19 protein-coding genes are annotated in these 23,248 nt (G+C 68.2%); 11 read left to right on the top strand and 8 right to left on the bottom strand.

Annotated features, from left to right (window positions below):
- Positions 1–30 precede the first annotated feature (30 nt).
- Entirely contained in the window at positions 31–327 is a 297-nt protein-coding gene (gene rpsT, locus ABGI63_RS19465) for a 30S ribosomal protein S20 (RefSeq protein WP_137942372.1), read from the top strand.
- Positions 328–412: 85 nt separating this feature from the next.
- Here rpsT and ABGI63_RS19460 read toward each other — a convergent pair whose 3' ends face one another.
- The 3 genes from ABGI63_RS19460 to ABGI63_RS19450 all read right to left on the bottom strand — a co-directional run bounded on the left by ABGI63_RS19460 (position 413) and on the right by ABGI63_RS19450 (position 2,859).
- Positions 413–1,219: an alpha/beta fold hydrolase gene (locus tag ABGI63_RS19460; RefSeq protein WP_349744074.1), complete on the bottom strand. Its 807-nt coding sequence runs from the start codon at positions 1,217–1,219 to the stop codon at positions 413–415.
- The gene (locus ABGI63_RS19455; RefSeq protein ID WP_349744072.1) at positions 1,216–2,211 is read right to left on the bottom strand and encodes a M14 family zinc carboxypeptidase; all 996 of its coding nucleotides are present in this window, start codon (positions 2,209–2,211) and stop codon (positions 1,216–1,218) included. Before ABGI63_RS19455 ends, ABGI63_RS19460 begins: the two co-directional genes overlap by 4 nt.
- A gap of 318 nt (positions 2,212–2,529) precedes the next feature.
- On the bottom strand, positions 2,530–2,859 hold the full coding sequence (locus tag ABGI63_RS19450) for a DUF3579 domain-containing protein (RefSeq protein ID WP_137942369.1): 330 nt from the start codon (positions 2,857–2,859) through the stop codon (positions 2,530–2,532).
- 256 nt (positions 2,860–3,115) lie between these two features.
- Between ABGI63_RS19450 and ABGI63_RS19445 the strand changes: the two genes are divergently transcribed.
- Together ABGI63_RS19445 and argF are read left to right on the top strand one after the other, a co-directional pair.
- Positions 3,116–4,318 (top strand): aspartate aminotransferase family protein, encoded by a 1,203-nt coding sequence (locus ABGI63_RS19445; RefSeq protein WP_349744071.1) that lies wholly within the window; start codon positions 3,116–3,118, stop codon positions 4,316–4,318.
- The gene (gene argF / locus ABGI63_RS19440) at positions 4,315–5,277 is read left to right on the top strand and encodes an ornithine carbamoyltransferase (protein ID WP_349744070.1); all 963 of its coding nucleotides are present in this window, start codon (positions 4,315–4,317) and stop codon (positions 5,275–5,277) included. Before ABGI63_RS19445 ends, argF begins: the two co-directional genes overlap by 4 nt.
- 3 nt (positions 5,278–5,280) lie before the next feature.
- On the opposite strand, the gene ABGI63_RS19435 is transcribed toward argF, so the two are convergent.
- Positions 5,281–6,096: a substrate-binding periplasmic protein gene (locus ABGI63_RS19435; RefSeq protein ID WP_349744068.1), complete on the bottom strand. Its 816-nt coding sequence runs from the start codon at positions 6,094–6,096 to the stop codon at positions 5,281–5,283.
- Between the two features lie 94 nt (positions 6,097–6,190).
- Here ABGI63_RS19435 and ABGI63_RS19430 point away from each other — a divergent pair, with 94 nt between their 5' ends.
- The 3 genes from ABGI63_RS19430 to ABGI63_RS19420 are packed head-to-tail and all read left to right on the top strand — an operon-like array spanning position 6,191 to position 8,747.
- Complete coding sequence (locus ABGI63_RS19430) at positions 6,191–6,946, top strand: metallophosphoesterase family protein (RefSeq protein ID WP_349744066.1); 756 nt, start codon at positions 6,191–6,193, stop codon at positions 6,944–6,946.
- Between the two features lie 4 nt (positions 6,947–6,950).
- Positions 6,951–8,402: a serine/threonine protein kinase gene (locus ABGI63_RS19425; protein ID WP_349744065.1), complete on the top strand. Its 1,452-nt coding sequence runs from the start codon at positions 6,951–6,953 to the stop codon at positions 8,400–8,402.
- Between the two features lie 9 nt (positions 8,403–8,411).
- Entirely contained in the window at positions 8,412–8,747 is a 336-nt protein-coding gene (locus ABGI63_RS19420; RefSeq protein WP_349744064.1) for a YkgJ family cysteine cluster protein, read from the top strand.
- Between the two features lie 15 nt (positions 8,748–8,762).
- On the opposite strand, the gene ABGI63_RS19415 is transcribed toward ABGI63_RS19420, so the two are convergent.
- Positions 8,763–9,926 carry a tetratricopeptide repeat protein gene (locus ABGI63_RS19415; protein WP_349744062.1) on the bottom strand — a complete coding sequence of 388 codons (1,164 nt, stop codon included), beginning with the start codon at positions 9,924–9,926 and terminating at the stop codon, positions 8,763–8,765.
- Positions 9,927–10,044: 118 nt separating this feature from the next.
- Positions 10,045–12,789 carry an alpha-1,6-glucosidase domain-containing protein gene (locus ABGI63_RS19410; protein WP_349744061.1) on the bottom strand — a complete coding sequence of 915 codons (2,745 nt, stop codon included), beginning with the start codon at positions 12,787–12,789 and terminating at the stop codon, positions 10,045–10,047.
- 156 nt (positions 12,790–12,945) lie between these two features.
- Here ABGI63_RS19410 and ABGI63_RS19405 point away from each other — a divergent pair, with 156 nt between their 5' ends.
- Together ABGI63_RS19405 and ABGI63_RS19400 are read left to right on the top strand one after the other, a co-directional pair.
- On the top strand, positions 12,946–14,496 hold the full coding sequence (locus tag ABGI63_RS19405) for an alpha-amylase family glycosyl hydrolase (RefSeq protein ID WP_349744060.1): 1,551 nt from the start codon (positions 12,946–12,948) through the stop codon (positions 14,494–14,496).
- Positions 14,493–16,412, top strand: a complete 1,920-nt coding sequence (locus ABGI63_RS19400; protein WP_349744059.1) for a glycoside hydrolase family 13 protein — start codon at positions 14,493–14,495, stop codon at positions 16,410–16,412. The genes ABGI63_RS19405 and ABGI63_RS19400 overlap by 4 nt, the downstream gene beginning before the upstream one ends.
- On the opposite strand, the gene ABGI63_RS19395 is transcribed toward ABGI63_RS19400, so the two are convergent.
- Together ABGI63_RS19395 and ABGI63_RS19390 are read right to left on the bottom strand one after the other, a co-directional pair.
- Positions 16,348–19,320: an FAD-binding and (Fe-S)-binding domain-containing protein gene (locus ABGI63_RS19395; RefSeq protein ID WP_349744058.1), complete on the bottom strand. Its 2,973-nt coding sequence runs from the start codon at positions 19,318–19,320 to the stop codon at positions 16,348–16,350. The two genes, ABGI63_RS19400 and ABGI63_RS19395, sit on opposite strands and share 65 nt — an antisense overlap.
- Positions 19,317–20,006, bottom strand: coding sequence for a GntR family transcriptional regulator (locus ABGI63_RS19390; protein ID WP_262968046.1), 690 nt, complete (start codon positions 20,004–20,006; stop codon positions 19,317–19,319). The genes ABGI63_RS19395 and ABGI63_RS19390 overlap by 4 nt, the downstream gene beginning before the upstream one ends.
- Positions 20,007–20,141: 135 nt before the next feature.
- On the opposite strand from ABGI63_RS19390, the gene ABGI63_RS19385 reads away from it, so the two are divergent.
- The 3 genes from ABGI63_RS19385 (at position 20,142) to ABGI63_RS19375 (ending at position 23,171) form a co-directional block, all read left to right on the top strand.
- Positions 20,142–21,377, top strand: coding sequence for a pyridoxal-phosphate-dependent aminotransferase family protein (locus ABGI63_RS19385; RefSeq protein WP_349744057.1), 1,236 nt, complete (start codon positions 20,142–20,144; stop codon positions 21,375–21,377).
- 2 nt (positions 21,378–21,379) lie between these two features.
- Positions 21,380–22,126 carry a fumarylacetoacetate hydrolase family protein gene (locus ABGI63_RS19380; protein WP_349744056.1) on the top strand — a complete coding sequence of 249 codons (747 nt, stop codon included), beginning with the start codon at positions 21,380–21,382 and terminating at the stop codon, positions 22,124–22,126.
- A 61-nt stretch (positions 22,127–22,187) separates the two neighbouring features.
- Entirely contained in the window at positions 22,188–23,171 is a 984-nt protein-coding gene (locus ABGI63_RS19375; RefSeq protein WP_349744055.1) for a tripartite tricarboxylate transporter substrate binding protein, read from the top strand.
- Positions 23,172–23,248: the final 77 nt, after the last annotated feature.

The following is a 23,248-nucleotide window of genomic DNA, read 5'->3' as shown; positions in this document are numbered from 1 at the left end:
GTCTTTGCACCATCTGGGTAGATACACAACATGGCAAGCTCTTCCAAAGCCAAAAAGAAAACCGTCCGTCTGGCATCGGGCCGCAAGCGCGCTCGTCAGGACGTGAAGCTGAACGCCGCCAACACGGCGCTGCGCTCCAAATTCCGCACGGTCATCAAGAACGTGCAAAAGGCTGTGGTCGCTGGCGACAAGACCAAGGCCGCTGAGCTCTTCAAGACCGCCCAGAACGTGATCGACTCGGTCGCCGACAAGGGCATCTTCCACAAGAACAAGGCTGCTCGCCACAAGAGCCGCCTGTCCGCCAAGATCAAGGCGCTGGCCGCCTGAAAACCAGATCTGGTGCAAAGCAAAAGCCCGCTTCGGCGGGCTTTTTCATGCCTGGCTCGCTTCGGCGGGCCTGCTGCCGGAGCATCTAGGTCCGACCCAGCCCAGCACTGGCATGCATCTGCCGTGCGCGCAGCCAGTCCGACACCGCACGCGCCACCCAGGGCGGGTCATCCAGCGGCAGATCATGGCCGGCCTGGGTATGCAGACGCAGCGGCACCCCCCAGGCGCGGCTGAGGGACTGCGAGCAGCGCCAGTCGACCAGGGTGTCCGCCTGGCTGCACAGCAGCAGCATCGGCGCATGCGGCCGGCCACGGCTGGCGCGGTAACGCATCGCCGCCAGCAATTGCCGCACGCCATTGCGCACCCCCACCGGATGCTTGCGCTGCAGCGCCACCCAGGACTCCAGCACCGGCTGGGGCTCGGTCACCATGCGCGAGGTCATTTTCAGCACCCTCGCCTCACGCCAGCGCACCCCCAGCCGCAGCAGGCCCAGGGCCAGCAGCTTCCAGTAGTTGGCCGGACGCAGGCGATGAAAGAAGGGGCTGTAGGGACGCAGGCTGGTGTTGATCAGCACCGTGCCGCCGACCTCGTCCGGATAGCGCGAGGCCCAGTCACACGCCACCATCGCGCCCAGCGACATGGCCAAGAGATGCACCGGCCCGGTCTGCCCGCGACGTGCCAGCTCGGTCCGGCAGGCCTCCACCATATCCGGCACACGGCTGGGACTGGCCTCGCGGTACAGCGCACCGTTGCCGGGCAGGTCCAGGGTCATGACCCGGGCGCCCGGCTGCTGGGCGGTGATTTCCTGGGTGAACACCGCCGGGAACGCGCCCCAGTGGCCGGCCTCGCGGGTCAGTCCGCGCAGCAGCACCCAGGTCACCGGCTCGCTCATGACACCCTCCCGCGCCGGTACCAACGCGTCAAAGCACGCTCGCGCTGCTCGGCGCGCTGCTCGGGGCTAGGCAGCCAGCGCTCGGCACCGCTGGCGGCCCGCGACACAAAATCCAGCCAGCTCATATGCCGGCGCAGCACCCGCTGCTGGCGGTGGCCGATCAGCGGATTGAACATGCCCTGGCGCGAAAACATCTGGCGCGGATTCTTCTTGACCCACAGCCAGGATCCCATCTCCAGGGTCAGCGGCAGCAGCATGCGCTCGGGCCGCTCGCAGGCCTGCAGATACAGATGATCCCAGAGATCGCCATGGGTCAGGTACTGCCGGCTCTGCGGCTCGAAGACATAACGGTGCTGGACATGGGTCTGATCCAGGATCTCGGCCAAGGCATGGATCTCGGGCAGATGCTCGATCGGCACGGCGGTATGGGCAAAGGGAAACCAGATGCGGTCACTCAGGCCGAAGCCCGAATGGCAGTCAACGCTGATCGCGAAGCGGTGGCTCAGCAACTCCTGCCGCACCAGCGCGCACAAGGCCTCGCTCTCGATCTGCATCGGCGCGCCGGCCGCGCCCCGATACCAGGGCAGATTGGCACTGATGCGCTGGCCACCCAGCATGAAAGGCGCGCCGCCGCTGGCCTCGACCGGCGCATTGCGCATCAGATCGACACCTTGCGGGTTGGCCCGCGTGCCGCGCCAGATGCCGCCCGGGTTGACCATGGGCATGAACACCATGCGCAGCGATTCAAGCTGACGATGCAGGGTCGCGTCCCAGCGCAAGCGTGCAACCAGGCTGCCCAGATAGGCCATCACAACCTCGGCACCGATGCGCTCCAAACCATGCACACCGCCAAAAATACCGATAGCCGGCACCTCCGGATCGGGGTTGCCGAGGCAAAAAGCCAGCACGGGAAGCCGCCGGCCCGCCACTTCGACATCGCAAAGCTGGCGCCGCTGCAGATAAGGCGCGCCCTGCTCGACAAGGCGTTCCATTTCCAGCAATTCGATCAAGGGAGACGGCTCTACGGCCTGTGTGCTGGACACCCGGGCTTCCAATTGGTGAGGACCTGGAGCATAGACGCCGCCGCTGCAGCCTCGATATGCCCGGTTTGATTACATCTCGTCACACGGCGGACATCAAGTGTGCGTAGCTTGAACAACACGAAAACTCGTCCCCTGTTGCGATGACACCCAGCCACCCTCTGAAGCTTCGTCCCGCGCTTGCACTGGCAAGTGCCTGTTTATGGGGTTTGATTGAGTTGCTGGCCCTGTGGCGTTCTCGGCACTCGCGCCAGCGATAGGCCGTGCTGCTCAGCCGGCTGGTGGCTTGTCGGGCAGCAGGCAGGCCTCGGCGACCTGCAACTGGTTGTCGCGTGCGAAGTTCATCACGAAGTCCCAGGCCATGGGCTCCAGCGCCTTCAGCTCTTCATTGACGATCACGCACTTGATGCCGTTGATGACGCGCGGCACGCAGTAGGGCGAATAGCCGATGTGGGCGCCCGGGCCGCCGCGCGAGCCGCCGGGCCGGAAGCAGGACATGGCACCGGCCAGCCGCTCGGCCCAGTCGCTGGGGCGAAACGTGCGTCCGTCCAGAGTCAGGCCCTGAATAAAGACTTCGCGCGGTTTGGGGGACTGGCTCATGCGTCTGACAAGGAGTTCAAACCCAGGCACCGAGGAGATGGCTGCGGCGGCCCGGTCTGCCGCGACCCGCGGCAAGAGCGCTATTGTGCCTCGGATGTGTTGCGCCGCAGCAAGACGGGGGCTTGCAGGCCGCACCAAGGGCGGCAGTTCTGCGCACAAAGCGATGGCTGCGCGAAACAGCCCCCTTAGAATTGTGCACAGGGGCGGCCAGGCCGCCCCGGCCTTTCCCAACACCCACCACCTATCCGGAGAGTTGATGAACGCTGTGTCTGCCGTACCGTCCGAGCCGCATGTCATGCAAACCTATGGCCGCCTGCCCGTTGCGCTGTCGCACGGCCAGGGCTGCTGGGTCTGGGACGTCAACGGCCGACGATATCTGGACGGGCTGGGCGGCATCGCGGTCAACACCCTGGGTCATGGCCACCCGAAGCTGGTCCCGGCGCTGCAGGAGCAGGTCGCCAAGCTGATCCACACCAGCAATTACTACCATGTGCCCTTGCAGGAGCAGCTGGCCGCCAAGCTCTGCGAGCTGTCGGGCCTGAGCAATGCCTTCTTCTGCAACAGCGGCCTGGAAGCCAATGAGGCGGCGCTGAAGATCGCCCGCAAATTCGGCCATGACCGCGGCAATAGCCGCCCGGAATGCATCGTCTTCGAAGGCGCCTTCCACGGCCGCTCGATCGCGACCCTGTCCGCCACCGCCAACCCCAAGGTGCAGGCCGGCTTCGGCCCGCTGGTCGAGGGCTTTGTGCGGGTGCCGCTGAACAATATCCCGGCGCTGGAAGCCGCGCTGCAGGCACACCCCAACGTGACCGCGATCTTCCTGGAAACCATCCAGGGCGAAGGCGGCATCAACCCCGCCCGCATCGAATTCCTGCAGGCACTGCGCAAGCTTTGCGACCAGCACGACATCCTCTTGATGCTGGATGAGGTGCAATGCGGCATCGGCCGCACCGGCAAGTGGTTTGCCCACCAATGGGCCGGCATCCAGCCGGACGTGATGCCGCTGGCCAAGGGCCTGGGCTCGGGCGTACCGATCGGCGCCGTGGTCTGCGGACCGCGCGCGGCCAAGGTGCTGCAGCCGGGCAACCATGGCACGACCTTCGGCGGCAATCCGCTGGCCATGCGTGCCGGGGTCGAGACCCTGCGCATCATGGAAGAAGAAGGCCTGCTGGCGAATGCGGCCACCGTCGGCGCGGCGCTGAAGGCCGGGCTGGAGCGCGAGCTGGCCGGCGTGGCCGGCGTGGTCGAGATCCGCGGCCAGGGCCTGATGCTGGGCATCGAGCTGTCGCGCCCCTGCGGCGTGCTGCTGGGCCAAGCCCTCGAATCCGGGCTGCTGATCAGTGTGACCGCCGACAAGGTGGTGCGCCTGGTGCCGGCGCTGATCCTCAGCGAGGAGGAGGCGGCACAGATCGTCGCCCTGCTCTGCCCGCTGATCAAAGCCTTCCTGGCCCAGCCATGAAGCCGGGGATGAGCTTGATGCGCCACTACCTGCAGTTCAAGGACTTCCGGGCCGAGGAGTACGTCTATCTGTTCGAGCGCGCCGCGCTGATCAAGCGACGCTTCAAGAACTACGAGCGCTACCAGCCGCTGCAGGACCGCACGCTGGCGATGATCTTCGAGAAAGCCAGCACCCGCACCCGGGTCAGCTTCGAGGCCGGCATGTACCAGATGGGTGGCTCGGTGGTGCACCTGACCACCGGCGACAGCCAGCTGGGCCGGGCCGAGCCTATCGAGGACAGCGCCCGCGTGATCAGCCGCATGGTCGATCTGGTGATGATTCGCACCTACGAGCAGACCAAGATCGAGCGCTTCGCGGCCCACTCGCGGGTGCCGGTCATCAATGGCCTGACCAACGAGTACCACCCCTGCCAGATCCTGGCCGATCTGTTCACCTTCATCGAGGCGCGCGGCATGAACCACCGCGGCGTCGTCGATGTCGACTGCCTGAAGGGCCGGGTCGTGGCCTGGGTTGGCGACGGCAACAATATGGCCAACACCTGGCTGCAGGCGGCCGAGATCCTGGGCTTCACGGTCCATGTCAGCACGCCGGGCGGCTACGAGGTCGACCCGGTGGTCGCGGGCATCAAGAACACCGACTGCTACAAGGTGTTCCAGGACCCGATGGACGCCTGCCGCGGTGCCGATCTGGTGACCACCGATGTCTGGACCAGCATGGGTTACGAGGCCGAGAACGAGGCCCGCCGCGCCGCCTTTGCCGACTGGTGCGTCGATGCCGAGATGATGGCTGTCGCCAAGCCCGATGCGCTCTTCATGCACTGCCTGCCGGCGCATCGCGGTGAGGAGGTCGCGGCCGATGTGATCGACGGTCCGCAGTCGGTGGTCTGGGAAGAAGCCGAGAACCGCATGCATGTGCAGAAGGCCCTGATGGAGTACCTGCTGCTGGGCCGCATCGGCTGAGGCTCAGCGCGGCTTGATGCTGTCGGCCAGGCTGCCGACCGGGTAGTAGCGCTGGAAGGTCTTCCAGACGATGCCGCTGCGCGAAGCCTTCTCCAAGGCCTCGCGCAGCACCGCACGGTCCTGCTCGCTGACCGATGTCCTGGAGATGTAGGCACCGCTGTCGACCCAGGGCAGCTCATCGACCGGCTCGTAGCGCAGCCTCTCGATCAGCGGCTTGAAGCGGGTATCGGCCAGCAATGCACCGACCAGGATGGACGGCGCCATGATGGTGATGTCGGCCAGACCGGCCTGCAGCATGCGCCCCACCGAGACCGGGTCCACATCGAGAAAAAGCCGCCCCTGGGCACGCAGATCCTTGATCAGGGCCTGGTAGGCATCGCCATAATCGAAGCCACGTACCAGCGCGACCCGCAGCTCCTTGCGCTCGCGCAACTCCTGCAGGCTGCGCACCGGCGCGCGTTCCGCGTTCAGCGAGATCAGCGTGGCGCGTGCATAGATCAGCGGCACGAAGACCCCGAACTCATCGCGGCGCGGCGTGCGGGCCGCCGGTATCAGCAGGTCGGCACGGCCATTCTCGAACATGGCCTCCAGTCGGGCCCGCGGCACCGGGGTGAAGAGGAAGTTGCAGCCCGAGATGCCGTTCAGCACATCGTGGTAGACCCCGCCGATGCCCTCGTCCGAGACGATCATGCTCAGGCCGACCGGTGCCGCCGGCACCTGCATGGCGCGCGAGCAGTCGGCCAGCGAAGGCGTCGACAGTCCCAGCGCCAGGGGCCACAACACAATCCGGCGCAGCAGGCGCCCAAGACTTTCAACCATCACCCCAACCCTTTGACGAGTGATCCGCGGCGGCAGATGCAGAGCAGCCAGCATAGCTCAGCCTGCCGTCAGCCCCCTGTAGCATGATGCGCCCATGAAACTTGCGCTGATCACCGATCTGCATGCCAATCGAGAAGCCCTGACGGCCGTGCTGGCCCATGCCCAGGCCCAGGGCTGCGACGGCCACGCTTTTCTGGGCGACTATGTCGGCTATGGCGGCGACCCCGGCTGGGTGCTGGACCGGGTTCGCGAGCTGGTCGATCAGGGTGCGCTGGCGGTGATGGGCAACCACGACAGCGCGGTGGTCCATGGCGCGCTGCCGACCATGCGCGACGACGCCCGCGCCGCCGCCGCCTGGACCCGCGAACAGCTGAGCACCGAGCAGCTGCGCTTCCTGGCCGAGCTGCCGATGACCGCCAGCCGGGGCCACTGCCTGTTCGTCCATGCCAACGCCTTTGCGCCCGAGGGCTTCGAATACATCCAGGGCCGTGCCGAGGCGATGCGCAGCCTGCAGGCCACCGACCGCGCCTACACCTTCTGCGGCCATATGCACGAGCCCATGCTCTACCATCTGTCGGGCACCGGCAAGGCCGGCGACTTCAGCCCGGTGCCCGGCGTCGAGATCCCGCTGCTGAGCCACCGCCAGTGGCTGATCATCCCCGGCTCCTGCGGCCAGCCGCGCGATGGCAATCCCGAGGCCTGCTATGCCTGCTTCGACACCGAGACCGGCCTGCTGAGCTTCCAGCGCGTGCCCTATGACGTCGAGGCCGCCGCCGCCCGCATCCGCAGCTCCGGCCTGCCCGAGGCCGTGGCCGAACGCCTGGCCGCGCGGCTGAGCCAGGGCGAGTAGGCCGATGAGCGACGGCGCTCCCCACAGCACGCAAGACCTGCCCCTGCCCGGCCCGCTGGTGCCGGGCCTGGTGCTCGATGGCTTCCGCCTGGACGAGCACCTGCACCAGGGCGGCATGGCCAATCTCTGGGCCGTCAGCCGCGTCGAGCCCGGCCCGGGCGACGGCCTGCCGCTGATCATGAAGCTGCCGCGCATCAAGGGCGGCGAAGACCCGGCCACCATCGTCGGCTTCGAGGTCGAGCAGATGCTGATGCCGGCATTGAAGGGCCCGCATGTGCCGCGCTATGTGGCGCGCGGCGACTGGACACGCCAGGCCTATATCGTGATGGAGCGCATCGATGGCCCCTCGCTGCGGCCACGGCTGGACGATGCGCCGCTGCCGCTGGACGAGGTGGTGGACATCGGCATCAAGGTGGCCACCGCCCTGCATGCCTTGCACCGCCAGCATGTGGTGCATCTGGACATCAAGCCCAGCAACATCATGTTCCGCCCGGACGGCGTGGCCGTGCTGGTGGATTTCGGCCTGTCGCGCCACAGCCAGCTGCCCGATCTGCTAGAAGAGGAGTTCGAGCTGCCTATGGGCACCGGCCCCTATATGTCGCCCGAGCAGGTGCAGTTCGTCCGCAACGACCCGCGCAGCGATCTGTTCGCGCTGGGCGTGATGCTCTACCACCTGGCCACCGGCGAGCGGCCCTTCGGCCAGCCCTCGTCGGTGCGCGGCCTGCGTCGGCGCCTGTACATCGATCCGGTGCCGCCGCGCGCACTGCGCGCCGAGATCCCGCCCTGGCTGCAGGAGCTGATCCTGCACTGCCTGGAGGTCAAGGCCGAGCGTCGCTACCAGAGCGCGGCCCAGCTCGCGCTGGATCTGCAGCGACCCGAGGGCATCGCGCTGACACGCCGCGCCGAGCGCCTGCAAACCAGCTCGGTGGTCAAGACCTTCAAGCGCTGGTTTTTCGCGCTGGGCGCCGAGCCCTCGCCCGCGGCCAGTGTTGACGAGCAGGTGGCGCGCAGCCCCATCATCATGGCGGCGGTCGACACCGAGGCCGCCACCCCCGCCCTGCTGGCCCAGTTGCAGGAGACGGTGCGGCGCCTGGTGCAGGCCGAGCCGGGCGCGCGGCTGGCCTGCGTCAGCGTGATGAAGACGGCCCGCATCGGCATGGACGAGCTGACCGACAAGGCCGGCCAGAGCCTGCATGTCAAACAGCTGATCGCCTTGAAGCACTGGGCCCGCCCGATCAGCCGCGCGCTGGCGCTGGAGGATGGGCGATTGACCTTCCATGTGCTGGAGGCGCCCGATGCGGCCCAGGCCCTGATCGAGTTCGCTGCCAAGGCCCGGGTCGACCATCTGGTGATGGGGGCCAGCGGCAGCTCGGCGCTGCGCCGCTATCTGGGCAGCGTCTCGGCCCAGGTGGTGGCCGAGGCGGAGTGCAGCGTGACGGTGGTGCGCGCCTCCTAAAATCGGGCCATGTCTGCGCCCCCCGCCAATCCCTGCATCGCCTGCGGCGCCTGCTGCGCCAGCTTCCGGGTCGATTTCGCCCGCGAGGAGCTGCAAAGCGAGGGCGGCTGCGTGCCCGACGGGCTGACGGTGGACCTCAACCACAGCCTGAGCCGCATGCGCGGCACCGATCATGCCCAGCCGCGCTGCGCGGCCCTGGTCGGCACGGTGGGCATCAAGGCCAGCTGCGGCATCTATGAATGGCGGCCCGGCCCCTGCCGCGAGTTCGGCCTGCGCGCACCGATGGGCATCGGCGACGAGGCCTGTGCGCGGGCGCGTGCCCGCCACGGCCTCGCGCCGCTGTAGGCACGCCCTCGGCCGCTACTGCACCAGCCTGACATTGCGCAGGCTCTCCAGCTTGGCCGCATACATCTGACGGTCCTTGACGGTGGCGCTGTTGTCGCGCGCCAGCGCCAGATGCTTGCGCGCTTCGCCGAGCTCGCCCAGCCCGTAGTTAGCCAGGGCCAGCCAGAAATGAAACTCGTGAAAATAGGCCGAGCGCTCGATCTCGCGGGTGAAGAGTTTCTTCGCGGCCTTGAAGTCACCGGCCCGCATGGCCACGACGCCCTCGTCGAAGTACTTGAACGGTGGATTGGGCTGGATGTCGCGCAGCTTGGCGCTCAGCAGCTCGGCCTCCTCGCGCCGGCCTCTGTCTTTCAGCACCAGGATCAGATTGGACAGGGTCTGGGCATTGGCCGGCTCCTCGGCCAGGACGGTGCGGAACACCTGCTCGGCCCGCTCGGCATGGCCATGGCGGCGATAGATCACGCCCAGCGTGTTGTAAGCGGCGATGAAGCGCGGATCCTGGGTCATCGCGCCACGCGCCCACCAGTAGGCCTCGTCGGTGCGGCCCTGCTGCAGCAGCTCGGCCGCGCGGTTGTTCATATACATCGCGATCACCGTGCTCTCGTCGATCACACGGCTGCGCTGGCCGCGCAGCTGTTCGGCCGGCAGGAAGTCGATGACCAGCAGCTCGGCCTCGAAGGTCCGCGCGCTGCGCTCATAGACGGGCCGGCCCAGGCTCAGATTGATGTGGCCGCTGAGGAAATAGAGATCGCCGCTGCGGCTCCACAACTCTTCGACATAGACGCTCTGGTAGCGCACCGGCAGGCCCAGCGCCTTGGCGAATGCCGAGGTCATCAGCACCAGGGACAGGCAGTTGCCGCGGCGCGCCTCGAAGGCTTCGGCCGCACTGCGGGTGATGCTGGCGTCGTACTCCAGCTGCAGCTTGCTCTTGTTGTAGAGCGCATCGATCAGGCCCTGGCGGCTGCCTTCGCGGCGAGCTTGCTGGGCGATCTCATGGTCCAGATAGCGCTGCATCTCGGGGCTGAGCTTGAACAGGGCCTCGGCACCCAGCGAGGCGGGCGCCGGCGCGAACAGGGCATCGTCAAACAGGCGCTGCGGCTGCGGGGCGGGCGGCGCGCTGGCACAACCGGTCAGTGCAGCAAACCCGAGTGCGAGCCAGAGAACGGCCAGGGGTTTCATGGTGCTGTCTCCTGCGAACATGGCGCCGGCCAGCCTGTTGCGACCACCGTGCGTCCCTGGTTCCAAAGCTAGCACCGAAAGCCCTGGCTCGCCAGTGCGCAAAGCCGTGCCGATGCCCTCAATTCAGCACATAGACCAGGGCGCTACGCGCCGGCACCGTGAAGCGCCCGGTTTCCGGCTCGAAGCCAGCCTGCTCGGCCGGCCTCTTGTCGGCGGCCTGCGATGCCAGGTGCACCGGATGCAGCCGGTAGGCCAGGCCCCGGGCTTGCGGCAGGTTCAGGGCCTGAGCGCTCTTGCCTGCATTGACGATATAGATCAGCCGCTCGAAGCCGGCGCCGGCCAGGCCGCGGCCGTCCAGCTCACCCACCAGCAGCAGCGGGTTCTGCTGCGGCCCGGTGTTGTGGAAGCGCAGTCGTTGCTGCACCGCCGCCGCCGAATCGAGGCGGAACAGGCTGGAGCTGGCGCGGATGCGCAGCAGGTCCAGAAAGGCATCGCGGGTCCAGCGGATCTGGGCCGGCTCGGGCTTGATCAGCGGGTTGTTCAGCACCGGGCGCAGCAGCGCGTAGTTCGCGCCGTTGTCGGCCTTGGGCGGCAGCCCGGTGCCGAAATAGTTGTCGCTCAGCGACCAGTCCAGGCGGTTGAACCAGTCGCCCGAGTCGTAGCTGTTGCGGTCCAGCGACTTGGAACGCAGGGTCTCGATGCCGGCATGGAAGTAAGGCACGCCCTGGCTGAAGGCGGTGACGGCCATGCCCAGCAACTGCACCCGGGCCCGATCCTCGCGCGAAGTCTGCTGCGGCAGCTTCAACGCATTGATGTCGAACAGGGTCTGGTTGTCATGGTTGTCGGCATAGTTGACCACCTCGCCCGGCGCCGAGGCATAGCCGGCCGGCTGGCCGGCGTAGTCGATCTGCGCCAGGCGCCGGCGCTCGCCGCCGAAGGTCTGCAGCTCATAGCCGCGCAGCGAGCCGGCCAGGCCGACCCGCAGCAGGTCGGCGGCACGCAGCAAATCCTCGCGCGTGGCCGCGCCGCCCAGCGCGTTCGGCGCATGGTGCAGGCCGTTGAGCCAGCCCTGGCGGCCAATCAGGTCCTCGCCGCCGTCGGCCGCGCCGCCGCCACGCAGCGCGTCGCGCGCCCGGTCGCTGAAGGTGGCGATGCCGCTGCCGTTCAGCGATAGCTGCGAGGCCTGGACAAAGCGCCGGCCATCGGCCACCTCGCCGAAGTTCCAGCCCTCGCCGATCAGCTGCACCGGCCGGCCCAGCTCGCGCCGCAGCCGCGCCTGCAGCCGCTCCATCGCGGCGCGCGGCTGGTGGCCCATCAGATCGAAACGGAACGAGGCCATCTTGTACTCGCGCGCCCACAGCAGCACCGAGTCCTCCATCAGCTTGCCCATCATGCGGTGCTCGGTGGCGGTGTTGTCGCAGCAGGTCGAGCGCTCCACCTGGCCCTGGGCGTCGTAGCGCTGGTAGTAGCCGGGCACGATGCGGTCCAGCACCGATTTCCGATGCTGGCCGGCGGCGGCCGTGTGGTTGTAGACCACGTCCATGCCGACCCGCAGGCCGGCCCGGCTCAGCGCCTGCACCATCTGGCGCAACTCGATGATGCGGCGCGCGCCGTCCATCGCATCGCTGGCATAGCTGCCTTCGGGGGCGTTGTAGTGCAAGGGGTCGTAACCCCAGTTGAAGCAGTCGCGCTCGGCCAGTGCCATCACCGCCGCCTGCTGGGCCTCGCTGTCCGGCGCCGCCGCCGGCACCTGGGGCACGGCGCAGCCGGTCTCGGGAATCGTCGCGATATCGAACACCGGCAGCAGATGCACGTCCGTCAGGCCGGCCTCGCCGAGCGCGCGCAGATGCTGCATGCCCAGCGAGCCGGCAACGGTGAAGGCCTGGTACTTGCCGCGCTGGGCTTCGGGCACCGAGGCGTCATTGATCGAGAAGTCGCGCACATGCAGCTCATAGATCACCATCTCGGTATTGCGCTTGACACGATCCGGCAGCTGCAGCGCATCCCAGCCCGGCGGCTTCAAGGCCGGCGCGGCCAGATCGGCGATATAGCTGCGGTGCGAGTCGGCGCTCAGGCTGAGCGAGTAGGGATCGGTGACCCGGTTGCGCAGCCGGCCGACGCCGCGCACATGGGTCTCGACCAGATAGCTGTAGTAGCCGCCGCTCAGATCGGCGGGCAGGCGCAGCGACCAGATGCCGGTGGCGGCGTCGCGCCGCATCGGCAGGGCCTGCTGCGCCGCCGCCGCGGCGCTGGCGTAATGGCAGAGATGCACCGCGCGGGCCGTCGGCGCCCAGAGCTTGAAGCCGGTGTGGCGGCCGGCGCCGACGCTCACCCCGAGATCCGGCACGGCCGCAGCCCTGGCATAGAGATCGTCCAACGCAGCGGCGGCCTGCAGGCCGGTCGCCTGCAAGACCTGACCCCGCTCGTCCTCCTGAACCAGCAGCATCTGGCCGCGCAGCAGCTCCGGCAGGCGCGCCACCGCAGACTCGGGCACAGCCAGCAGCAGCCCCGGCCCCAGATGGCGGAAGCGCCCGGCCAGCGCCGGCGGCAGGGCTGCCGAGCGCGGTGTCAGCGGCACCACGCCATCGAAGCCGCTGACCTGGTGGCCGGCTCTCGCGTCCAGCCGCCCGGCCGCCGAGTGATAGAGCTTGAAACGCCCGCTGGCCCTCAGCGCCGGCCACAGCAGCAGGCGCCGGTTCAGCCAATGGCCGCGCGCATCCATGGCCGGCGCCTCAGCAAGCAGCTGCTCGAAGCCCGCCGCATCACAGGCCGCGCGCAGCTCGGCGCTGTCGTCGGCCGCCTGCGCGACCCCGGCCAGCAAGGCCAGCATCCCCGCCCACATCCCGATGCCGCCTGCGGCCATGGCTCGCTCCTGTTGTCTCATTTTCAAAATAGTAGCAAAACTACATCAACAATCAGCTAGCGACTTTCACCAACAACTTCCAATCCATCGATGTTTCACCTATGCTGCCGCCAAACCAAATCGCTAGACAAGTAATTTAGCTACAACATCGAGACAATGATCAAAACCCTCATCCTGGCCTGTGCGATGGCCGGCAGCGCAGCCGCCACCGATCTCGGCCCGGTGCCGGCTCGCGACCCCGGCAGCCGTCTGGCGCCCGGTTGGCAGCATGGCGCCTTCATCGAGATCTTTGTGCGCGGCTACCAGGACAGCGATGGCGACGGCATCGGCGATCTGCGAGGCCTGACGGCGCGGCTGGACTATCTGCAGGACCTGGGCGTCAAAGGCATCTGGCTGATGCCCATCACCGCCAGCGCCGACCGCGACCACGGCTATGCGACGACCGATTTCCGCGCGCTGGAGCCGCAGTACGGCAGCATGGCCGATTTCGATGAGTTCCTCCGTCAAGCACACCGGCGCGGCATCGGCGTCATCATCGACTATGTGATCAATCACAGCGCCGCCGCCCACCCGCTGTTCCAGCAGGCCCTGCACAAGCCGGCCAGCCCCTACCGCGACTGGTTTGTCTGGCAGCAAGAGTCCCCGAGCGGCTGGGACATCTGGGGCCAGAACCCCTGGACCACGACGCCGACCGGCAGCTATTTCGCCACCTTCGGCCCGGCGATGCCGGACTTCAATCTGAACAACCCCCAGGTCTGGGACTACCACCTGAACAGCCTGCGTTTCTGGCTCAATCGCGGCCTGGACGGTTTCCGGCTCGATGCTGTGCCGCATCTGGTCGAGACCGACGCCGTCGAATGGAACGACCAGCCCGAAAGCCGGCGTCTGACCAAGCAGCTGCAGGACCTGATCAAGAGCTACCGCCAGCGCCACGTCGTCTGCGAGGCCACCGCCAATCCGCAGGTCTATGCCGACCCGGCCATCTGCGGCAGCGCCTTTGCCTTCGGCCTGGAGCATCAGATCATCAAGGCCGCGCGCGGCGAGCCGGCCGCGATCCAGGCCGTGGCCGACTATTTCAGGACGGCGCCGCCGACCATGGCGACCATGCTGGCCAACCATGACATCTTCGCCGGCGCGCGCATCTGGGATCAGCTGGCCGGCGACGAGACCGCCTACAAGCTGGCCGCCGCCAGCTATCTGCTGATGCCCGGCACCCCCTTCATCTACTACGGCGAGGAGATCGGCATGGCCGGCATCCCCGGCCTGCCCGGCGACGAACCGCTGCGTGGCCCGATGAGCTGGCGCGCCGATGGCGGCTTCAGCAGCGCTCTGCCCTATCGCCCGCCGTCACCGAATGCCGCCCGCCACAACGCCGCCGCCCAGGCTGCCGACCCCGACTCCCTGCTGAATTTCTACAAAGCCATGCTGAGGCTGCGCAACACCCTGCCCGCCATCGCCCGCGGTAGCTACGAACAGGCCCGGGTCGAGGGTCAGGTCTTGAGCTTCCGGCGCCGGCTGGGGCGCGAGCAGGCCCTGGTCGTGATCAACTACGGCGCGCAGGCCGCGCCGACGCCGCACATGACCCTGCCGGCCCGGGCCAGGCTGCAGGCCGTTTATCCTCGCGGGCAGACGCGGCCACGCGCCGATGCGCAGGGCCGGCCGTCCATCCCGGCCCGATCGGTCGCCGTCTACCGCATCACGCCATGAACATCCTCGCAAGCACTCTGGCCGCGCTCGCCCTCGGCGCCAGCTTTCTGATGAACACAGCCCACGCCCACACCCTCTCCCGCATCGAGCCGCCGTCCTGGTGGGTCGGCATGGCCGAACCCGGCCTGCAGCTGCTGGTGCATGGCGAGCGCATCGCCGAGTTGAACCCCAGGCTGCAGCCCTATGCCGGCGTCAACCTGCGCAAGGTCCACCGGGTCAGCAGCCCCAACTACCTGTTCCTGGACCTGCAACTGGACGCGGCCGCCCGGGCCGGCGAGCTCGAACTGCATTTCGACAACGCGCAGGGCAAGACCGTGCTGACGCAGCGCTATGCGCTGCAGGCCCGCGAGCCCGGCTCGGCGCAGCGCCAGGGTTTCGGCCCCGAGGACGCGATCTACCTCGTGGTGCCGGACCGCTTTGCCCAGGGCGACCCTGGGCTGACGGCCCGCGCGGGGATGCGGGAGGGGCTTGACCGCGCATCACCGGGCGGACGGCATGGCGGTGACCTGAAGGGCCTGCGCCAGCATCTGGACTACATCGCCGCCATGGGCTTCACCCAGCTCTGGCCGACCCCGCTGAGCGAGAACAACAGCGCCGCCTACAGCTACCACGGCTATGCCGCGACCGACTTCTACCAGGTCGACCCGCGCTTCGGCAGCAATGCGGACTACCGCGCCCTGGTCGCCGAGGCCCGCGCCAAGGGCCTGGGCGTGATCCAGGACATCGTGCTCAACCACATCGGCGGCCAGCACTGGTGGATGCGCGACCTGCCCGACCCCGACTGGCTCAACCAATGGCCGGCCTATACCGAGACCCATCACGCCCGCATCAGCCTGCTCGACCCCTACGCCGCCGCCAGCGACCGCAAGCGCTTCACCGACGGCTGGTTTACCACGACGATGCCGGACCTGAACCAGCGCCATCCGCTGCTGGCCAGCTACCTGACCCAGATGAGCTTGTGGTGGATCGAGTCCGCCGGGCTCAGCGGCATCCGCACCGACACCTACAGCTATTCCGACAAGGACTTCCTGGCCGCCTGGTCGGCCCGGCTGATGCGCGAGTACCCCCGGCTCAATATCGTCGGCGAGGAATGGAGCCCGCATCCGGCCATCGTGTCCTACTGGCAGCGTGGCAAGAAAAACCACGACGGCTATGTCTCGCAGACGCCCAGCATGATGGACTTCCCGCTGCATGGGGCGCTGCTGGCCGGCCTCAGCGAACCCGAGGACCAGGGCGGCGGGCTGATCAAGCTCTACGAGGCCCTGGCCCATGACTTCGTCTACCCGGACCCGGCGAATCTGGTGCTGTTCGAGGGCAACCACGACACGCCGCGCCTGCATTCGTTGCTCAACGGCGAGCTGGCACTGACCAAGATGGCCTGGGCCTATCTGGCCGTGACGCGGCGCATCCCGCAGTTCTTCTACGGCAGCGAGCTGCTGCTGCAAAGCCCGAAGCAGCGCGACGACGGCGTGGTGCGGGCCGACTTCCCCGGCGGCTGGGCGGTCGACAGCGTCAACGGCTTCAGCGGCCAGGGACTCAGCGCGCGGCAGCGTGAAGCGCAGGACTGGCTGCGCCGCTTGCTGAACTGGCGCAAGGGCTCGCCAGCCGTGCATGCCGGGCGGCTGATTCACTACACGCCCGAGCAGGGCTGCTATGTGCTGTTTCGCCAGCTGGGCACGCAAACCGTGATGCTGGTGCTGAACAAGAACGGCAGCGAGACCCGGCTGGACACGCGGCGCTTCGGCGAGGTGCTGGGGCTTCAGGCCCATGGGATCGACGTGATGAGCGGCCAGCGTCACGAACTGGGGCAAAGCCTGACCCTTCCGGCGCGTTCGGCCCTCGTCCTGGACATCAGGTCATCAATCGCTCCAGCAGCCGCGCCACATGAACAGCCTCGCGCTGCGCGCCGTCCTTGATCTGATGCCGGCAGCTGGTGCCGTCGGCCACGACGATGGCCTCGGGCCGGGCGCGGATGGCCGGTAGCAAGCTCAGCTCGGCCATCTGCATCGACACCTCGTAGTGCCTGGCCTCGTAGCCGAAGCTGCCGGCCATGCCGCAGCAGCTGCTCTCGATCAGCTCCGGGCTGGCGCCGGGAATCAGCCGCAGCACCTCGAGGATGGGAGTCACCGCGCCGAAGGCCTTCTGATGGCAATGGCCGTGCAGCAGGATGGGCGCCTCGGCGGGCTTGAACGTCAGATCGAAGCGGCCGGCCCTGGCCTCGCGGGCGATGAACTCCTCGAACATCAGCGCCTGGGCGCCGACGACCTGGGCCGGCTCGCCCAGGCCCATCACCAGGGCCTCGTCGCGCAGGGTCAGTAGGCAGGAGGGCTCCAGGCCCACCACCGCAATGCCGGCACTGGCCAGCGGCAGCAGTGCCTGGATCAGCGCACCCGCCCTGGCCTTGGCCTCATCGACCTGACCACTGGCCAGATAGGTGCGGCCGCAGCAGTGCTGGCCGCCGTCCTTGCTCACCTGGTGCAGGGTATAGCCGGCCGCCTTCAGCACGCGGGCGGCGGCCAGCGCGTTCTCGCTCTCGAAGCTGCCGTTGAAGGTGTCGACGAAGAGCACGGCAGCCTTCTCGCCCGCCGCCAAGGTGACCTCAAGACTGGAGAACAGGCCCTGGTCCGGTGCGCGCCAGAAGGTGTCGCGGCGCCAGCGCGGCAGGCTGCGCTTGGCCGAGAAGCCAAGTAGCTTCTCGGTCAGCCCCGGCAGGCGCAGATTGAAAAGCCAGGGCGCACGCGCGCCCCAGGCCGCGTAGTCGGGCAGCGCGGCGACCAGCCGGTCCTTCAGCGTCCGCCCATGCCTGGCCTTGTAGTGCGACAGGAACTCGATCTTCATCCGCGCCATGTCGACGCCGGTGGGGCAGTCGCGCTTGCAGCCCTTGCAGCCGACACACAGCGCCATGGTCTCGGCCATCGCCTCACTGGTGAAGGCGCCCTCGCCCAGCTGGCCCGACAGCGCCAGTCGCAGCGTGTTGGCGCGGCCGCGGGTCAGGTGTTGCTCGTCGCGGGTGACGCGGTAGCTGGGGCACATGGTGCCGGCGTCGAACTTGCGGCAGTGGCCATTGTTATTGCACATCTCGACCGCCTTGGCCAGGCCGCCGGTGCTGTCGCCGCCGCTGCCGGGCGCGGTCGTGGCCTCGGTGACCGGATCGTTCTGCACATTCCAGGCCGACCAGTCCAGCGCCGGCCTCAAGGCAATCGTGCGGTAGGGCTTGGGCGCCGAGGCCGGCGGGAAGCGGAACAGCGCGCCCTCGTCCATCTTCGGCGGGTCGATGATCTTGCCGGGGTTGAACAGACCGGCCGGATCCATATGCTGCTTGATCGCGCGGAAGGCCTCAACGAGCTTGGGGCCGAACTGCCATTCAATCCACTCGCCGCGGCACAGGCCGTCGCCATGCTCGCCGCTGTAGGCGCCCTTGAACTTGCGCACCAGGGCCGAGGCCTCCTCGGCCATCGCCCGCATCTTCAGCGCGCCGTCGCGGCGCATGTCCAGGATGGGCCGCACATGCAGGGTGCCGACCGAGGCATGGGCATACCAGGTGCCGCGGCTGCCATACTTCGCGAACACCTCGGTCAGCGCGTCGGTGTACTCGGCCAGGTGCGGCAGCGGCACCGCGCAATCCTCGATGAAGGACACCGGCTTGCCGTCGCCCTTCAGGCTCATCATGATGTTGAGCCCGGCCTTGCGCACCTCCCAGAGGTTTTTCTGCGGCGCCTCGTCGGCCATCTCCACCACCGTGCCCGGCAGGCCCAGCTCGCCCATCAGCTCGACCAGCTCGACCAACTGCCTCAGCAGGGGCGGTTTCTGCGGGCCGGAGAACTCGACCAGCAGGATGGCTGCCGGACGGCCGATCAGCGCGGTCTCTATCGTCGGCCTGAAGGCCGGGTTGGCCAGGCTCAGCTCTATCATCGTGCGGTCGACCAGCTCGACCGCACTGGGGCCCAGCTTGACGATGTGCTGGGCCGCATCCATCGCCGCGTGGAAGCTCTCGAAATTGACCACGCCCAGCACCTTGGCGCGCGGCAGCTCGGCCAACTGCAGGCTCAGGCTGCGGGTGTAGGCCAGCGTGCCCTCCGAGCCGATCAGCAGATGGGCCAGGTTGACGCTGCCGTCGTCGGTATAGGGCCGCTCGTTCTGGCAGTCGAAGATGTCGAGGTTGTAGCCGCCGACGCGGCGCAGCACCTTGGGCCAGTGCTCGGCCAGCTCGGCGCGATGGCTTTGCGCCAGACCGCGCACGAACTCGGCGATCCCGGCCGCACGGCCGGCGGCAAGACCTGACACCGGCCCGAAGTCCACGAGCGAGCCATCGGACAGCCAGGCGCTGGCGCCGACCACGTTGTGCACCATATTGCCATAGGCGATCGAGCGCGAGCCGCAGGAATTGTTGCCGGCCATGCCGCCCAAGGTGGCCTGGGCGCTGGTCGAGACATCGACCGGGTACCAGAGCCCATGGGGCTTGAGCTGCGCATTCAGATGGTCCAGCACCAGGCCCGGTTCGACCGTGGCGCGGCGCTGCTCGACATCGACGCTCAGCACGCGGCGAAAGTGCTTGCTGTTGTCGATCACCAGGGCCGCGCCGGTGGTCTGGCCACACTGGCTGGTGCCGCCGCCGCGCGGCAGCACCGGGATCTTCAGCTCGCCGGCGATCGCGATCGCGGTGGCGATGTCGCGCTCGGTCCTGGGCACGAACACGCCCAGCGGCATGATCTGGTAGATCGAGGCGTCGGTGGCATAGCGGCCACGGGAGCCGGCATCGAACCTCACCTCGCCCTCGGTCTCGCGGCGCAGGCGCTGCTCCATCAGCAGCACATCGCCGCTCATCGCGCGGCCTCGGCCGGATAGATGGCCCCGTCCCGCAGCAGGGCCAGCACCGCGTCGCGCTTGGCCAGCACATGCTGGATCAGCACCTCGCGCAGCCGGGCGCCATCGCGCGCGGCCAGTGCTTCGATCATCTGCTGGTGCTCGGCCAGCGCGCGCGCCCATTTGGCCTCGTCCTGGTTGGTGCGAAAGCGCAGCGACTGCACGCGGGCATTGATCGCGCGATAGGTCTGGGCCAACACCGGGTTGCCGGCCGCCTCGTTGATCGCGCTGTGGATGCGGGCATTGAGCCGGTAGTAGCCGGACAGGTCGCGCCGCGCATGGCAGGCCATCATCTCGAAATGCAGAGCGCGCAGCTCGGCGATCTCGGCCTCGGCAATGCGCTCGGCCGCCAGCGCGCCGGACAGGCCCTCCAGCTCGGCCAGCAGCTCGAAGCTGTGCATCACATCGGCCTCGGTCAGCTTGACCGCGACCGCGCCGCGGTTGGGCAAGAGATCCACCAGCCCCTCGGCGGCCAGCAGCTTGATGGCCTCGCGCAGCGGGGTGCGCGAGACCTGCAGCTGCTCGCTGAGCTCGCGCTCGTTGAGCTTGGCGCCCGGCGCGATGCGGCCTTCGACCAGCATGGTGCGCAGGCGCGCGGACACCTGCTCATGCAGGGCCAGGTGGGACATCTTGACGATCTCGGCCATGGCTGAAAACTCCTTCGTCATATTTTGCATGCAAATTTTTACCCCCAAGAAGCCAATGATTAAGGGTATTCCAAGGTGCACCCCTTGTTTTTGCATGCAAAACTAGCCGAAGGCAAAGAACTCGGAAAGACCCCCATGCTCCAGCTCGACCATCACCCCACCGGCCGCCATTTCCTGCAGATCCCCGGCCCCAGCCCGGTGCCGGACCGCATCCTGCGCGCGATGAGCCTGCCCACCATCGACCATCGCGGCCCCGAGTTCGGCGCGCTGGGGCGGCAGCTGCTGGCCGACATCAAGCCCATCTTCAAGACCCGGCAGCCGGTCCTGATCTACCCGGCCTCGGGCACCGGCGCCTGGGAGGCCGCCCTGGTCAACACCCTGAGCCCCGGCGACGAGGTCCTGATGTACGAGACCGGCCACTTCGCCGCGCTATGGGCCAAGCTGGCTGTGCGCCTCGGGCTCAAGCCCGAGATCCTGGCCTGGGCCGGCGAGGACGAGCACCTGCCCCATGCGCCGAGCTGGCGCCGCGGCGTGCAGGCCGAGCTGATCGAGGCGCGGCTGAAGAAGGACGTCGACAAGAAGATCAAGGCGGTCTGCGTCGTGCACAACGAGACCTCGACCGGCGTGACCTCGGATATCGCCGCGGTGCGCCGCGCGATCGACGCGGCCGGCCACCCGGCCCTGCTGCTGGTCGACACGATCTCGGGCCTGGCCAGCGCCGACTACCGGCATGACGAATGGGGCGTGGACGTGACGGTCAGCGGCTCGCAGAAAGGCCTGATGCTGCCGCCGGGCATCAGTTTCAACGTGCCCTCGGCGCGCGCGCTGGAGGCCGCCAGGAGCGCCCAGCTGCCCAAGGCCTACTGGGCCTGGGACGAGATGCTGGAGATGAACAAGGATGGCTACTGGCCCTCGACACCCAATACCAATCTGCTCTACGGCCTGCATGAGGCGCTGGAGATGCTGGCCGCCGAGGGGCTGGACGCGGTGTTCGCCCGCCACCAGCGCTGGGGCGCCGGCGTGCGCGCCGCCGTCACGGCCTGGGGCCTGCCCATCCAGTGCGCCGATCCGGCCGTCTACTCGCCGGTGCTGACCGGGGTCATCATGCCGGCGGGCGTCGATGCCGACGCGGTGCGCCGGCTGATCTACGAGCGCTTCGACATGTCGCTGGGCACCGGCCTGGGCAAGCTCAAGGGCCGCATGTTCCGCATCGGCCATCTGGGCGACAGCAATGACCTGACCCTGCTGGCCACGCTGGCCGGCTGCGAGATGGGGCTGAAGCTGGCCGGCGTCCGGCTCGCCGGCAGCGGCGTGCAGGCGGCGATGGACTATTTCGCCGCCCACGCGGCAGCCGCACTGAAGCGGGGCTGAACATGGACGCTGATCTGGCCGCCCTGCTGACCCAGGCCTGGATGGACGGGCCGGTCGCGCTGCCGCTCGAACTGACACCTCTCGACGCGGCTTCCTCCCATGCGGTGCAAGACCTGACCCTGCTGCTGCGCGGCCAGCAGGCAGCGGGCTGGAAGGTCGGGGCCAGGGGCGCCGACGGCCCGGCCCTGGGCGCGCCGCTGCCGCAGGTGCTGCTCAGTCCGGCACGCCTGCAGCCGGCCCGCTTCGGCCGCTTTCTGGGCCTGGAGCTGGAGATCGCGTTCCGGATCGGCCGCGAGTTCCCGGTGCGTCCGCAGCCCTATGGCCTCGAGGAAGCACTGGCCGGCGTCGACGGCGTCTGCGCCGCCATCGAGCTGGTCGCCAGCCGCCTGCGCCCCCAGGGCGACAAGCCGCTGGCGCCGCTGGCCCAGCTGGCCGATCTGCAGAACCACGGCGCGCTGGTCGCCGGCGCCTGTGTGCCCTATGACCCGGCCTTCCCTTTTGTTGCGCCCGCACTGAGCTGGCAGTTCGACGGCCGCGACATCGCCCCGACTCTGCCCGCCAACCCGGCCGGCGATCCGCGCCGCCTGCTGGTCTGGGTGCTCAACCATTGCCGTGAGCGCGGCCAGGCCGTCCCGCCCGGCACGCTGATCACCACCGGCACCTATACCGGTGCCTATCTGCCCGAAGGCCCCGGCGAGGCGCTGGGGCAGATCGCCGGCCTGCCCCCGGTGCGTTTGGTGCTGGTTTGATGCTGTTCTGATCGACCGCGCGTTCCTTCGCTCGATTTCCCATCACAACAGGAGACAAAGCATGCAAAGACGTACCCTGATCCAGGCGGCCGGTGCGGCCGCTGCCGGCCTCGTCGCGCCCCAGCTGCGCGCCCAGGCGGGCGACTGGCCCACCGGCCCGGTGCGCATCATCGTCGGCTTCCCGCCGGGCGGCGGCACCGATGCGCTGGCCCGGGTGGTCGGGCAGAAGCTCTCGCAGATGTGGGGCCAGCAGGTGCTGATCGAGAACAAGGCCGGCGTGGCCGGCGTGCTGGCGGCCGAGTATGTGGCCCAGCAGCCGGCCGATGGCAGCGTGCTGCTGATGGCCCATATCAACAGCCATGCGCTGGCGCCCAGCCTGCAGCCCAAGCTGCGCTACAACATCGAGCGCGACTTCACCCCCATCGTGCTGGTGGGCGTCACGCCCAATCTGCTGATCGCGCACCCGGGCCAGCAGGCCAAGACTGCCAAGGACATCGCCGCGCTGTGCAAGGCCGAGCCCGGCAAGATCAGCTTCGGCTCGGCTGGCAATGGCTCGGCGCAACATCTGGCGCTGGAGCTGTTCAAGCAGCAGGCCAAGGTCGACGCGCTGCACATCCCCTACAAGGGCAGCGGCCCGCTGCTGACCGACATCATGGGCGGCCAGATCCAGTACAGCTTCGAGACGATGACGGCGGCCACGCCCCATGTGAAGAGCGGCAAGGTGATCGCGGTGGCCCAGACCCGCACCAAGCGCGCCAAGGGCCACCCCACCGTGCCGACCATGCAGGAGCAGGGTTTCGAGGGCTTCGAGGCCACCACCTGGTACGGCCTGGCCGGCCCCGGCAAGCTGCCCAAGGCCATCACCGACAAGGTCAACCGCGACGTCAACACCGTGCTGGCCATGCCCGATGTGCAGGAGAAGCTGGACATGTACGGCGCCGAAGACGGCGGCGGCTCGGCCGACAAGTTCAAGCGCTTCATCGAGACCGAAACCGCCAAATGGGGCAAGGTGGTCAAGGACGGCAAGGTGACGATCGATACCTGAACGCTTTGTCGACCGCACCGGCCCGGTGCGGTCGCTCGCGTTTCACCCGCTGCCGCAGTCATTCATCGGTCGAGCCC

Origin of the sequence: Roseateles cavernae (assembly GCF_040187885.1) — a bacterium.
GTDB lineage: Bacteria > Pseudomonadota > Gammaproteobacteria > Burkholderiales > Burkholderiaceae_C > Roseateles_E > Roseateles_E cavernae.
Note: the sequence above shows the minus strand (reverse complement) of the source record. Positions and strands in the feature narration are given on the sequence as shown.

What these genes read in the sequence shown, in the direction of transcription:
- rpsT (WP_137942372.1), top strand. Translation starts at nt 31, where the DNA reads ATGGCAAGCTCTTCCAAAGCCAAAAAGAAAACCGTCCGTCTGGCATCG.
- ABGI63_RS19435 (WP_349744068.1), bottom strand. Translation starts at nt 6,096, where the DNA reads ATGGTTGAAAGTCTTGGGCGCCTGCTGCGCCGGATTGTGTTGTGGCCC.
- ABGI63_RS19460 (WP_349744074.1), bottom strand. Translation starts at nt 1,219, where the DNA reads ATGAGCGAGCCGGTGACCTGGGTGCTGCTGCGCGGACTGACCCGCGAG.
- ABGI63_RS19380 (WP_349744056.1), top strand. Translation starts at nt 21,380, where the DNA reads ATGGACGCTGATCTGGCCGCCCTGCTGACCCAGGCCTGGATGGACGGG.
- ABGI63_RS19445 (WP_349744071.1), top strand. Translation starts at nt 3,116, where the DNA reads ATGAACGCTGTGTCTGCCGTACCGTCCGAGCCGCATGTCATGCAAACC.
- argF (WP_349744070.1), top strand. Translation starts at nt 4,315, where the DNA reads ATGAAGCCGGGGATGAGCTTGATGCGCCACTACCTGCAGTTCAAGGAC.
- ABGI63_RS19430 (WP_349744066.1), top strand. Translation starts at nt 6,191, where the DNA reads ATGAAACTTGCGCTGATCACCGATCTGCATGCCAATCGAGAAGCCCTG.
- ABGI63_RS19405 (WP_349744060.1), top strand. Translation starts at nt 12,946, where the DNA reads ATGATCAAAACCCTCATCCTGGCCTGTGCGATGGCCGGCAGCGCAGCC.
- ABGI63_RS19375 (WP_349744055.1), top strand. Translation starts at nt 22,188, where the DNA reads ATGCAAAGACGTACCCTGATCCAGGCGGCCGGTGCGGCCGCTGCCGGC.
- ABGI63_RS19425 (WP_349744065.1), top strand. Translation starts at nt 6,951, where the DNA reads ATGAGCGACGGCGCTCCCCACAGCACGCAAGACCTGCCCCTGCCCGGC.
- ABGI63_RS19395 (WP_349744058.1), bottom strand. Translation starts at nt 19,320, where the DNA reads ATGAGCGGCGATGTGCTGCTGATGGAGCAGCGCCTGCGCCGCGAGACC.
- ABGI63_RS19450 (WP_137942369.1), bottom strand. Translation starts at nt 2,859, where the DNA reads ATGAGCCAGTCCCCCAAACCGCGCGAAGTCTTTATTCAGGGCCTGACT.
- ABGI63_RS19385 (WP_349744057.1), top strand. Translation starts at nt 20,142, where the DNA reads ATGCTCCAGCTCGACCATCACCCCACCGGCCGCCATTTCCTGCAGATC.
- ABGI63_RS19400 (WP_349744059.1), top strand. Translation starts at nt 14,493, where the DNA reads ATGAACATCCTCGCAAGCACTCTGGCCGCGCTCGCCCTCGGCGCCAGC.
- ABGI63_RS19390 (WP_262968046.1), bottom strand. Translation starts at nt 20,006, where the DNA reads ATGGCCGAGATCGTCAAGATGTCCCACCTGGCCCTGCATGAGCAGGTG.
- ABGI63_RS19420 (WP_349744064.1), top strand. Translation starts at nt 8,412, where the DNA reads ATGTCTGCGCCCCCCGCCAATCCCTGCATCGCCTGCGGCGCCTGCTGC.
- ABGI63_RS19455 (WP_349744072.1), bottom strand. Translation starts at nt 2,211, where the DNA reads ATGGAACGCCTTGTCGAGCAGGGCGCGCCTTATCTGCAGCGGCGCCAG.
- ABGI63_RS19410 (WP_349744061.1), bottom strand. Translation starts at nt 12,789, where the DNA reads ATGGCCGCAGGCGGCATCGGGATGTGGGCGGGGATGCTGGCCTTGCTG.
- ABGI63_RS19415 (WP_349744062.1), bottom strand. Translation starts at nt 9,926, where the DNA reads ATGAAACCCCTGGCCGTTCTCTGGCTCGCACTCGGGTTTGCTGCACTG.